Origin of the sequence: Mucilaginibacter lappiensis, assembly GCF_050433765.1 — a bacterium.
Classification (GTDB): Bacteria; Bacteroidota; Bacteroidia; order Sphingobacteriales; family Sphingobacteriaceae; genus Mucilaginibacter; species Mucilaginibacter lappiensis_A.
The window spans coordinates 333,994-346,868 of the sequence record NZ_JBNPWP010000001.1 but is presented as its reverse complement, the minus strand read 5'-3'; the positions used below and the strand labels follow the sequence as shown (position 1 = coordinate 346,868).

General features: G+C 42.1%; 6 protein-coding genes. 1 reads left to right on the top strand and 5 read right to left on the bottom strand.

Annotated features, from left to right (window positions below; translation table 11 throughout):
• The first annotated feature begins 12 nt into the window (after nucleotides 1-12).
• Nucleotides 13-1,563: an FG-GAP repeat domain-containing protein gene (locus M2273_RS01595; protein WP_429392131.1), complete on the top strand. Its 1,551-nt coding sequence runs from the start codon at nucleotides 13-15 to the stop codon at nucleotides 1,561-1,563.
• Nucleotides 1,564-1,699: 136 nt separating this feature from the next.
• On the opposite strand, the gene M2273_RS01590 is transcribed toward M2273_RS01595, so the two are convergent.
• From M2273_RS01590 to M2273_RS01570, 5 genes are all read right to left on the bottom strand, one after another.
• Nucleotides 1,700-3,976 carry a GH92 family glycosyl hydrolase gene (locus M2273_RS01590; protein WP_429392128.1) on the bottom strand — a complete coding sequence of 759 codons (2,277 nt, stop codon included), beginning with the start codon at nucleotides 3,974-3,976 and terminating at the stop codon, nucleotides 1,700-1,702.
• Between the two features lie 73 nt (nucleotides 3,977-4,049).
• Nucleotides 4,050-6,173, bottom strand: a complete 2,124-nt coding sequence (locus M2273_RS01585) for an alpha-L-fucosidase (RefSeq protein WP_429392127.1) — start codon at nucleotides 6,171-6,173, stop codon at nucleotides 4,050-4,052.
• 9 nt (nucleotides 6,174-6,182) lie between these two features.
• Nucleotides 6,183-8,486 carry a family 20 glycosylhydrolase gene (locus M2273_RS01580; protein ID WP_429392125.1) on the bottom strand — a complete coding sequence of 768 codons (2,304 nt, stop codon included), beginning with the start codon at nucleotides 8,484-8,486 and terminating at the stop codon, nucleotides 6,183-6,185.
• Nucleotides 8,487-8,498: 12 nt separating this feature from the next.
• The gene (locus tag M2273_RS01575; RefSeq protein WP_429392122.1) at nucleotides 8,499-11,180 is read right to left on the bottom strand and encodes a glycoside hydrolase family 2 protein; all 2,682 of its coding nucleotides are present in this window, start codon (nucleotides 11,178-11,180) and stop codon (nucleotides 8,499-8,501) included.
• Nucleotides 11,181-11,278: 98 nt separating this feature from the next.
• Nucleotides 11,279-12,709 carry an alpha-L-fucosidase gene (locus M2273_RS01570; protein WP_429392120.1) on the bottom strand — a complete coding sequence of 477 codons (1,431 nt, stop codon included), beginning with the start codon at nucleotides 12,707-12,709 and terminating at the stop codon, nucleotides 11,279-11,281.
• Nucleotides 12,710-12,875 lie beyond the last annotated feature (166 nt).

Below are 12,875 nucleotides of genomic sequence, written 5' to 3'. Positions count from 1 at the left end.
AACAATCAGCTTATGAATTTAAGAGCATTAATTTTAACCGGGCTTTTTGTTTTAACCACCATTATTTGCCTTAACTCGTTCACTGCAAAAAAGCCGGTATCTGTTAATGATGATGGTAAAATGTTGTTCATGAGGTATTGCACCACATGCCATATGGAGCCCGATCCCGCCAGTTTAACTAAAAATATATGGCAAAGTCATGTGTTACCTATCATGGCCAGCCGCATGGGGATCATCTATCCTAATTATGATCCTTTAAGGGGGTTGACCGATGAAGAACGGCTTATTGTAAAAAAGAACCGCATTATACCCGATGAGCCTGTTTTGACCAATGAAGAGTATGGTAAAATTGTTAATTATATCCTGAACATTGCACCCGACAGTGTTTCGCTTGATGAAAAACGGTTAACGCGCAACAGTACCTTAAAACAGTTTGTAAGGCAGGATATCCAGATAAATGACAAAACGCCCTCCCTTATAACCGGCCTGAAATATAACACAACCACAAAAACCCTTTGGATAGGTGATTTTTATAAAAAGGTATACAATTGGCAGTACGATAAAGGTGTAACCAAAGTTGTAGATAGCAATAGCCCAGTGGTTGACTTTAACTTTTATAAAGGCGATACTTATTTTACGGAGATTGGTAAATTATATCCTACCGAATTAAGTACAGGATCGTATTCACAACTTAAAGATAGTACCAGTTCGCCATTAGTTACAGCTTTACACCGCCCTGTTCACACCGAAATTGAAGATTTGAATAATGATGGTGTACCCGAAATTGTGGTATGTAATTTTGGCAACAAAACAGGCTCGCTCTCGCTGTTTAAAAAGGACCGGGCAGGCAAGTACACCGAACAGGTTTTAATGCCGCTTGCAGGCGCTATAAAGTGCTATATTAAAGATATGGATGGTGATGGCAGGAAAGATATTGTGGCCATGTTTTCGCAGGGGGATGAAAGCGTTTGGATCTTTTATCAAAAGGATAAGTTGAAATTCAAAGCCAAAAGAGTTTTGCGTTTCCCACCAAACTATGGCACAACGGATATGGTTTTAGTTGATTATAATCACGATGGCCTTACAGATATTGTAACGGTGCATGGTGATAACGCCGATTACTCCAACATCCTGAAAGCTTATCACGGTATCAGGCTTAATATTAACCAGGGTAACGATGTTTTTAAAGAGAAATTCTTTTACCCTATATATGGCGTAACCCGGGTATTAGCCGAGGATTTTGATAAGGATGGCGATATTGATTTTGCTGCCACAGCCTTTTTCCCGGAGTTTAGTAAACTGGTTGATGAGTCGTTTGTTTACCTGGAGAATATAGACAAGGATAAATTTGCTTTTAAATCTTATACACTAAAAAGTGAGATCCCTATAAAAACATTAGCCCTGGAGGCAGCTGATATTGACGGCGATGGCGACCTGGATATCATTACCGGAAACTTCGCGCAAAGCCCCGGTCCGGCACCGGCAGAACTGGATCAAAAATGGAGATCGGCTAAATACGGGCTAAGTATTTTCATGAATCAGCTTTATCAGCCGAAGAAATAATTATTAAAAAACGCGTCATTGCAAGGAAGCAATTAGCCCAACCCAACCCGCCCCGGAAGGGAGGGCTTAAAACCAAAAGTCTCCCCTACCGGGGGAGATTTAGAGGGGGCTTCCTTACAATGACGCGTTGTGTATTTTACTTCAACACTGATACCGCCCTGTTGGTATCCCCTACACCCCAAACGGTGCCCGGTTTATCGCCCATGGTGATCACCAGTTCGCCGCCATTTATGATATCTGTATGGGCGAAATAGGTTTTATTATAGGTTTTACCATTCAGTTGCATGGCATTAATATATTTATTTTGTGGACCATTGTTTTTTACCACAATATGGAACGTTTTATTTCCCTGCAATTTTAGTGTAGCCTCATTGATAACCGGACTGCCAAACACGTACAGGCCATTTGCCGGGTTAACTGAGTAAAAACCAAGCGCCGATAATACATACCAGGCCGACATCTGGCCAACATCCTCATTACCTATTATACCGTCGGTTTTATCGGTATAAAAATCATCCAAAATATACCTCACTTTTTCAGCTGTTTTCCAGGGTTGGCCCGAATAAGCATAAAAATAGGTCATTGGATGACTTGGCTCATTGCCATGAGCATACTGCCCTATCAAGCCTGATATATCATTCGAAGCAAGTTTCCCCATATCGCCCTTTGCTATAAATAACGAATCGAGCTTGGTATTAAATTTTGCGTCACCACCTAAAAGATTGATCAGGCCTTCCACATCCTGGGGTGCCAAAAAGGTGTATTGCCATCCGTTACCTTCAGTAAAATCGCCGTGTTCATGGATGGAAATAAAGGGACTGTATGGTGTACGCCATGCGGTTTCAGACAAGCGACCGCGCATAAAGCCGGCTTTGGGATCATAATAGTTCTTATAATATTGACCGCGCTTGCTGAAATATTCGTAATCAGCCTGTTTGCCTAATTTTTTTGCTACCTGCGCAATACACCAATCGTCAATGGCGTATTCCATACCCATCGAAACAGATTCAGCAGTGCTATCGGCCGGGATATAACCTAGCTTTTTAACATATTTAATACCGCGGGCATCCTGCATGGCGGTGGTTTTCATGGCTTCATAAGCTAAGTTGGCATCAAAGCCCTTGTAGCCTTTTAACAAAGCATCGGCCACAACCGGTACGGCGCTATAGCCCACCATACAATTGGTTTCGTTGGCCATTAAATGCCAAACCGGAAGACTACCCTGCTGCTGATAAATGGTCAGCATGGAGTTGATCATATCATTAGTATGTTCGGGATGAATAATGGTAGACAGCGGATTGTTGGCCCTGTAAGTATCCCATAATGAAAAAGTAGTCACATTATTAAATCCGACATTTTTGTGCACCTTTTTATCAGTTCCCCAATACTCACCATTTACATCATTAAACACAGATGGAGCTATCATCGTATGATAAAAAGCGGTATAGAACTTTTTAAGCTGTGATAATGAATCGGTTTTGATAGTGATTTTTTCCAATTGTGTATTCCAGGCTTTATCAGCATCGGCTACCACCTTGTTAAAATCCCACCCTGGTATTTCGGTTTTAATATTCAGCATCGCGTTTTCGGCGCTTACCGGTGATATACCTACTTTGGCATAAACTACCTCGCCTTTAGTGGTGCTAAAACTTACTACACCTTTAACTTTTATACCTTTTAGTTCTGCACCCGGTGCATTTGCTGTGCTATCATACACGGCAAACGTTTTTATAGGTTTGGAGAAAACCGCGGTAAAGTAAATGCGCTGATCAACAGCCCAGCCTTTTGAAAAACGATAACCGCAAATAGTATTCTTATCTACCTGTTTAATATATGTTTCCATCGGCCTGTCCCAGCCTATACCCTCCTGCAGGTCGATAACCACATGCGCATCTTTTGATGCCGGGAAAGTATATTTGTGCATCCCTACCCTTGTACTGGCGGTAAGCTCAACGCCTATATCATAACGCTTTAGTTTTACTTTATAGTAGCCGGGTTTTACCACTTCATCTTTATGACTAAACAGGGAGGTATACCCGCTTTGCAAATCTTTTATGCTGCCTTTGAATACTTTTACCGGGCCGGTTGTAGGCATAAATGAAATATCGCCCAGGTCGCCAATACCGGTACCGCTTAAATGGGTGTGCTGAAAACCAACTATCGTTGAATCAGATATATGGTATCCTGAACACCAGTCCCAGCCCTGGGATATATTGGTTGGCCCCAGCTGCACCGCACCAAAAGGCACACTGGCCCCAACAAAAACATGGCCGTGAAAACCCGTGCCAATGTATGGGTCAACATATTGGGTTAAGCCGGCAACTTTACTTAAAGGGGTCGACCTGTGCGACTGGCTAAAGGAATTTAAACTAAACAATGCCAGTAAACCGGCTAAACAAATTTGTTTTTTCATTTGTGATTTTATAGAAAATGGTACGTGGTTTATAATTTCTTTTCAAACATAAACCCGTACACTTAATAGTTTATTAATAAACGCTTAATTCGGCAACTGTAATACCATTGCCAGCAATTACATGCACGGCTTCAAATTTAAAGTACCGGGCAAAAACCACGTGAGATAATGTTACTGTTTGTTCAATTGGATTTGATTTAATATTTGAGAATTCGCCCGAGGCTACTTTTATCCAATCCTGGCCATCCGGGCTAACATAAAAATTATAACGATCAACAGTTCCTTCTGATTGTTTATCCTGTCTTGGCAAATAAGAAAAGGCTTTTATTTCCTGTCTTTTTCCCATGTCAATAACTATTTGCTGAGGGAAAGCAATGGTATCCTGATTATGTTTAAGGGTACTATAAAAGGAGTTGGTATGCTCATCAATGGCATTCTCGGCCCTTTTTCCATCCCCATCTGTACCAGAGGCATCTGTAATTACCCAATCCTTTTGGCTAATGCCAAACTGCTGTGTGGCTGTTTCACTTGCCAGACCTGCACTTTCAAAAGCACGGGCTTTTATCACTTTACCGTTGCCAGGAGGGATAGGTTTTTCATATAAGGGAGATGAGATGGTAGGTTCTTCACCATTTAAAGTATAATGTATGGCATTTACCGGGGCTTCTGTACCTATAACTACTTCCCCACTTTTATTACGGGTAATTGTTGGGGCCGATAAATGTATCGGCTCTTTATAAATACCAAAATCACTTAAAGCAATTGCTACCGGCGACCCCGTAATACGAAGCCTTAATTTACTTGCGGTAACGTTTTGAGTTAAACGGATAAGCCTGTTACCTCCTATGCTGGTCGCGGCGCCAATTTGCTGCCATTTGTTATTTACAAAAGCATCAACAGCTACAGATTCAATGCGTTGCCCTAACTTAATGTTTTCCCTTAGCCTGATCACATTAAATACCTGTGGGCTATGCAGATCTATCATCAATTGTGGGAGTTTTATGTTATCATCAGTAGCCCAGTAGGTATAGCGGTCATTGTCAAGCAAAAACTGAGGCCCGTATTTAGCTTTATTACCACCGCGAACATTACTGGCTATAACGGTTGCGCCCTTTGCCAGGTTAACCGCGAAGGTTTGCTTTAACAAATTACCAAATTCGGTTAATGATTTTACGTCTATCTCGTTGAGTATCCCCCGTGGGTCCGGTGATAAGCCCAGATCAAGCGCCGCGCCGCGGCCTACACTTTTGTAATACAGATCAAGCAAAGTATAGGGCGATTTAACCCCATTGTTTTGCGTTTCGTGATAAAACCATCCGGGCCTTAATGATACATCGCATTCGGCAGGCATCCAGTATAAACCATCCCGGGTACCTTCAGTACCTTCGTAATCCTTAACGTAACCATTAGCCGGAATTTTACCCTCATCAGGTGCATGAGGCGTATAGGTTGCCCAGCTGGTTTCACCGGCATGACCTTCTTCGTTACCAACCCAGCGCACATCAGGGCCAACATCACCAAATATAACCGCGTTGGGTTGTAGTTTGCGGGTAATGGCCCAGGTAGTGTACCAGCCATAGTAGGTAGAGCGATCAATTTTACGCACCTCGCGCTTGCCGCCATAATAACCATCACCTCCGTTGGCTCCATCGTGCCACGACATAAATAGTGGCCCGTAATTGGTATACAATTCTTTCAATTGCTCGCGGTATATGTTCACATATTCGGGTGTACCATAGTTGGCATTATTCCTGTCCCAGGGCGAGCAGTATACGCCTAATTTCATCCCTAATTTATCGCAGGCTTCGCGGTATTCCTGCAACATATCACCTTTACCATTTTTATAAGGGCTTTTGGATATATTATGATCTGTTGTTTTAGTGGGCCAAAGGCAAAAGCCATCGTGATGTTTTGCCACCACTACTACCCCTTTAAAGCCACCGGCTTTGGCCGCCTCAACTATTTGCATGGCGCTAAACTGCGATGGGTTTAGTAATTTTGGATCTTCGCCCCCATCGCCCCATTCCTTATTGGTGTAAGTATCAAGGCCATAGTGTATCAGGCAGTACATACCCATTTCCTGCCAATCCAACTGACCTTTGGTGGGTATCGGCCCATAGGGTTTTGGAGGAGCCTGGCTAAAACCCCGAACACTGACAACGATAAACAATAATACTAAACCAATAAACTTTTTCATTTCAGATCTTTAATTTTTAAACCATTCAGCAGGGATATCCTGCGGGGCCGAACCATTTAAGCTATATTTTAGTATAAGCTTGAAACCGCCGCCGCCCTCAATAAAATCAAGCGCGAAAGGGTGCAAACCCATTTTTAAAGCAACCTGCCCGCTCTTTTCCTGTGCCGAATGATTGCCATCATTATTTACGGTAACCGTTGGCCCTATCTTTAGCACACCGCCATCGTCGCAAGTTAAATAAAAGCTATAAATACCATCCGAAGGTACGTCGATGTATCCTTTGTATGAAATACCAAAAGACGGCGCTTTTACTGTTGCAGGTACAGCGATAGTATTGGTTGTAAAGATACTATCAACCTTTGCGTTTTGCATCAAAGCTGTTTGTTTAAAGGCGGCTTTGTAATAACTACAAACCAATCCAGGTTTTGGCGGTGATGCTTTTACCGGGCCAAGCATTTGTTGTTTGGTATAATTCAAATTATAAACGTCACCGCGTGTACCGTTAGGGGTAAAAGCCGCGACTTTTACCAGTTCTGATTGTTTTATACTTAATGGCGATGGCAGTTCGGGCGATTTGGTATCAGGTAATGAACCATCGGTTGTATAGCGTATGGTTAAGCCTGGCAGTGGTTTGCTGATGCTTAGTTTACCTTCATCAGTAAATACATATTCGTTTAACAAACCAGGCAGATCGGGCAATCGATAGTTAATCTGCATGGCATCCATCCGGCTGTATTGCTTAACCAGGCGTTTTAAATATGAATCATATTTATCCGGTTGGTTTGTCCAAAGCATTTCTGCAAGGGCGGTTAAACGGGGCATATACATATAATCGGCACGTCTTTCAGATGGGATCATTTCTGTCCAGATATTGGCCTGAGCGCCTATGATCGATTTTGCTTCTTCCGCGTTTAAAACCTTTGGTACAGGGTTAAAATGGTACACTCTATCTATGGAATACTGATCGGGCTGGTTATCAAAGTATAAAGGTTCGCCGGGTGTCATGATCACGGTATTGCCGTTTTTAACAGCTTTTACCGGAGCATCAGGAACCCAGGTGCGCCAATACATGATGATAGCCGTTGGACTAATACCACCTTCAATGATCTCGTCCCAACCTATCAGCTTGCGGCCTTTGGAGTTAAAAAATTTCTCCATCCTATTTATAAAATAGCTCTGTAAAGCAGGCAGGTCTTTGATACCCTCGCGCTGCATAAGGATTTTACAGGAATCAGATTTCGCCCAATCTGTACGGTCTACCTCATCGCCGCCAATGTGGATGTATTTTGATGGGAAGATATCCATGATCTCACTGAATACGTTTTGGGCAAATTCGTAAGTGGTTTCGTTACCGGGACAAATAGGTTTAGTGAACAACTTACCCCATGAATTTTCGCCGTTGCAGGTTAAAAAGGGGTACGAGTTAATAGCAGCCATCATGTGCCCGGGCATATCAATTTCGGGAATAATATCAATGTGCCTTGCAGTCGCGTAAGCCACTACACCTTTCATTTCCTGCTGGGTGTAAAATCCCCCATACAGGGTTTTGCCGTCGCGCTGAATAATGTGCTCTTTATCAATAATAAAATCGGGATTGTCTTTTGCACGTTTCATACAAGCCGAATCTTGGTTGTTATAAGTGCGCCATGCCCCTTCTTCAGTTAATTTAGGGTATTTCTTTATTTCGATACGCCAGCCCTGATCGTCAGTGAGGTGTAAATGAAGTTTATTCATTTTGTACAGGGCCATCCTGTCGATAAACTTTTTCAGATAAGCCACCGAAAAAAAGTGGCGGGAAACATCCAGGTGCATACCGCGCCATGCATAAGCAGGCTGATCTTCGATAGTTACCGCAGGTAAAACCAATCGCTTACTTATGGTGCCCTGCTCTATAGAAACAGGCAACAATTGCCGTATGGTTTCAATGGCGTGAAATACCCCCGCAGCGTCTTTGGCTGCAATGGTAAGCTGCGAATTGCTTATGTTTAATTTATATGCCTCGGGCGCAATTAGTGTTGCATCATATACCAGTTTAATTGACTGCGGTTTATTACTTTTAACTATCAACAAGCGTTTGCCTAAAGCTTTTAGCATTAACTTATTAAGCTCGCCCGCTTCATTTACAAACTCCTTTGCCGTAATAATATTTGTTTTACCGCTGATGATAAATGTGCCCTCACCTGCCACGAGGTGACTTGGGTAAGGTATCAGTGGGAATTTGGAGGCATCCTGAGCCTGCACAGTTAAAGTCCCGCAACAGATCAACAGAAATACGAGTTTAAAAGCGATATATTTTTTAGCGAAAGCTATCATATTGGGTTGTTATTATTTATTGATCTGTATAATTTTTTCGCTTACATTCCAGCCAGCTACAGCAACTGAAAGTTGCTTTTTATCTGCACCTTTATAGTCGATGATTACTTTCTTCACTTCCCTCGGTAAAACAGTCACATAATTATCACTGTAAAAAGCTGGTAGCATCCGTTGTTTAGTATCTGCATTTACCAATGACAACCTGTTGAAAAATGCCAGTGGACCGTTGCCGTTATTTGTCAATGTCACTTCTACTTTATCACTGTTCAGGTATTTGGCTGATGCGTTAAGATTTCCTTTAGGCATTTTCTCTAAACCCGAATAGTTCCCGTTTTCGTCAGGTGTCCAGTAAATGTTTTCACTAATGATCTTTTTATCTGTATCTAATAGCTGAAAACAAACGAAAGCACCCTTATCTTTTGACAAGCCATCAATTGCTTTTTTAAGCGATAAATATCTTTTGGTTGTTGTTGGTGTAACATCCGCAAAAACCTGGGTAAGCATTTTTTCTTTGCCATCCATATCATAAGCTTTGGCTACCAGCATCATATTGGCATGGGTTTTAAAAGTATTGTTGGCTACCATCACCATGCCATCAGTAGGGTCGTACATGATATGCAGAGGTTCACTGCCGTTGTGCAGGCCATAAAGACAAGCGTTAGGATCTAAATAATAATCATACATCTGGCCGCGCATGGCAGTCCAGGGGTTTTGAGTTTTCCAGATGATGGTACCGGTATACCAATCCCACATGTGTGAGCTAAAACCCTCCATTAAACCACGATACTGGTCGTAATTTACCAGCTGGGCCTTTGTAGCAAAATCCTCTACATCTTTTGGCTTGCCATACTTATCAATAAAGCCATCATAGCCAATATATTTATGATAATCCCAAACAGAATCGGTTTTGGTTTTACCGGTAGTCTCATCATACTCAGGCAATACCATGTTTTTGGCTGGGATAAATCTTTTTAACGATTCATAATCGCTTACGCCAACTGAGCCAACTTCGGAGTTGAAAGGGTAAGTTTTGTGCGCCCAGAAGGTTGATAAAGGCTGTATGCCATAAGGCCCGTCGCCATTGCCGCCCTGCACGTTGCGTGACATTTCTTCGGAGTTTGAATAAGGGATAAACCAGCGGGTATTATCCAGTTTAGGCATCAGGGTGTCGCGCAGAGCTACCAAAATATCCTCGGGAGGAGTAATTTCGTTACCACCGCACCACATCGCCAGTGAAGGGTAATTACGCACCAGTTTTACCTGGTCTTCAATAGATTTAAGATACAGTCCATGATCATCCGGATACTTTCTGCGTGTCCATTGATCGTCCAGCTTCATGGGGTCAGTCCAGCGGCCGTTGCAATCACCTGATCCCCACATGTCCTGAAAAACCAGCATGCCATACTTGTCGCAGGCCTCATAAAATTCAGGACGTTCAATTAACGCGCCGCCCCAAACCCTAATCAGGTTTAGATTCATGTCCCGGTGAAAACGCACCTCGGCATCGTAACGCGCATCCGAAAAGCGCAATAGCTCGTCAGATATTATCCAGTTACCGCCCTTAATAAATATCTTTTGCCCGTTAATGTTGATCTGCCTGCTTTCGGTACGGGTATTCCATTCTGTAGTAAGTTGCCTTACTCCTACCTTAATATCGTCCTGATCAGATAGTTTACTAACACCAGTTACAAACTGCAGGTGCATTGGGTATAAATGCTGTGCACCGTATCCGTTAGGCCACCACAGTTTTGGATTTTTTAAAGTGTAATCATTTAGCTGTACTAATTGTGTTGAATTTGCTTTTATGGTAACTTTTTTAGATACCACGGTGCCATCCAAATTATATTTTAACTCGCCGGTTACGAGTGCATTAGTAGCATTTTCCAACGCTGCCGATACCTGTATAATAGCCGGCTGCTGTGGTCCTTCAACCTGCCTGATGCCAGGCACCAGCGTAACTATATGTGGGTCTTTTATTCTAACGGCACCTGTTTTCTCAATGGTTACCTTATCCCAAATTCCTGTATTACGGTCTTTGATGGGTTGAATCCAGTCCCAGCCCGCGGTATATTGTATACCTACGTTACGGGCAATAGTTCCATCGCCACCTTGACCACCGTTGGGGTTACCCACTACATCGGGCGGGTGAACAATAACCGCTAACCTGTTATTGCCATCTTTAGCTATCCATTTGGTTATATTATATGACTGGCGCAAAAACATGCCAACATGTGGTTTGCCATTCAGTTTATGGCCGTTCAGGAATACATCACAACTATAATTTACGCCCCTGAAATTCAGGTAAACCTGGCTGCCGCCCTGAGGCTGCGTTTCTTTAAAATCTTTTACAAACCAATAGGTGTAATAATCACGGCCAGTTCTGTATATGTCAGGAATTTGCTCGTTGTTCATGCCGTAAAAAGGATCAGGCATTTTTTTGTCGGCTATTAAGCTGGTTAATACCGTACCCGGAACAACTGCTGGCATCCATGCTGATGTGCTGTAAGCCTGACGAGAAATATCGGCTCCCTGCTCTTTAACATTGCCAATGGGTGCACACTTCCACCCTTCGTTTAACTCATATTTACTTTGCGCTTTTGTAGTTACGCTTTGAAAAACAATGCAGCATAAAAACAATGAAGCTATTGAAAATTTTAAAAAACCAGTTTTAACTGCAGGGTAAATTTTTGTCATTATGTGGTGGGATGTTGGTTTCAAAATTAAGTACTGCAACAAGGGCAGAAATATGGTTATTTAACTATTTGTGTGGTATTTTATCCTAAATCAGCATGCTAATATTCCATTTTAAAGCAGGCAGCTTCATTTAAGCCGCTGTTTTGTTGAAGACCTGCCGGAATGCTTATTACTATACCATCACCCTGTTGCTTCCATTTAAGGTGTTGCTTGCTGCCCAGTAAAGTTACCCTTTTCGGCTTATTTACCTTTACTGATATGGTTGCAGGTAATACTACTTTGTTTTGATCTGCTAACATAAAAGCATAAATAGCCTTATCATTCTTTGCTTTAGTATAATATATATTACCTGTTGAATATGGGGCTACAGATTTGGAGCTATAAATACCTTCGCCATTAATTTTCATCCAGGCGCTTATACCCTGCAAACGTTCGTAAGCTACAGGGTCCCAATCGCCATCAGGACCGGGGCCAATGTTCATTAACAGGTTCCCCCCTCGCGATACTATTTTTACCAGCAGTTGAACAATTTGCTGTACCGATTTATAATTGTCGCCGGGCACATAGCTCCAGGAGTTGCCCATGGTAATACAACTTTCCCAGGGGTGATCAAGCGGTACTTCGGGCACTTCCTGCTCTGGTGTGGTATAGTTTTCATACTGACCGGATACGGTACGGTCAACTACAATAAGACCCGGTTGTTTTTGTCTGCCCATTGCCGCTATTTTAGGCATATCAATATCCTGATCATATTTTATTCCCCGTTGCCAGTCAATTGTAGTGTCAATGCTGCTTTTAGGGCGAACCCAGCCACCATCCAGCCATAAAATGTCAACTTTGCCATAACCGGTCATTAACTCGCTGATCTGGTTATAAGTAAAATCCTTAAATTTTTGCCAGCGTTCTGGATATTTCGCAGGGTCATAGTTCACATTACGGTCTTTTGGTGGAAAATAAGTCCACCAGTAATTTTCAGTATGCCAATCAGGTTTGGAGAAATAAGCGCCTACCATAAAATTTTCCTTCCTGAAAGCATTAAATATCTCCTTAGTAACATTACTCCTGGGATTGCTTGAAAAAGGAGTTTTGGTACTGGTAATTTTATAATCAGTTTCTTTTGTATCAAACATGCAAAAACCATCGTGGTGCTTGGTGGTAAATATTACATATTTCATCCCGGCATCCTTTGCTGCCTTAACCCATTTTTCGGGGTTAAACTTTACCGGGTTAAAAGTGGTCTGCAGATTTTCATATGCCGCTTTGTAACCATTATAGGTGGCGCCATAAGGTCCTTTGCGTTGTGTCCATCCCTCATCCTCGGGGCAAATACTCCAGCTTTCAACTACACCCCACTGGCTATAGGTTCCCCAGTGCATAAAAAGCCCGAACTTTAAGTCCTGCCATTCTGTTATTTTTTTTTCAACCAGCGAATCGCCAGGTGGGACATATTGCTTGGAAACATTGTGCTTTTGTGCCATTAAAATGGTGCAATACAAGCTTAAAACAAGTAGGGTAAGGGTCTTTTTCATTTAGCCGCTAATTTATAATAACTGACAATATTTGGTAGTGTATTGCCTACACACTTTTTAAAATATTTTAATAAATATTCAAACTTAGCCTATAAAATTTCCATTTTATCATTTAATGTGTTATTATTGTTACATTAAAATTAAGGTTTAAATTAAATACCCCGGC

Coding starts and splice junctions, on each gene's coding strand:
- M2273_RS01595 (WP_429392131.1), top strand. CDS start 13: ATGAATTTAAGAGCATTAATTTTAACCGGGCTTTTTGTTTTAACCACC.
- M2273_RS01590 (WP_429392128.1), bottom strand. CDS start 3,976: ATGAAAAAACAAATTTGTTTAGCCGGTTTACTGGCATTGTTTAGTTTA.
- M2273_RS01585 (WP_429392127.1), bottom strand. CDS start 6,173: ATGAAAAAGTTTATTGGTTTAGTATTATTGTTTATCGTTGTCAGTGTT.
- M2273_RS01580 (WP_429392125.1), bottom strand. CDS start 8,486: ATGATAGCTTTCGCTAAAAAATATATCGCTTTTAAACTCGTATTTCTG.
- M2273_RS01575 (WP_429392122.1), bottom strand. CDS start 11,180: ATGACAAAAATTTACCCTGCAGTTAAAACTGGTTTTTTAAAATTTTCA.
- M2273_RS01570 (WP_429392120.1), bottom strand. CDS start 12,709: ATGAAAAAGACCCTTACCCTACTTGTTTTAAGCTTGTATTGCACCATT.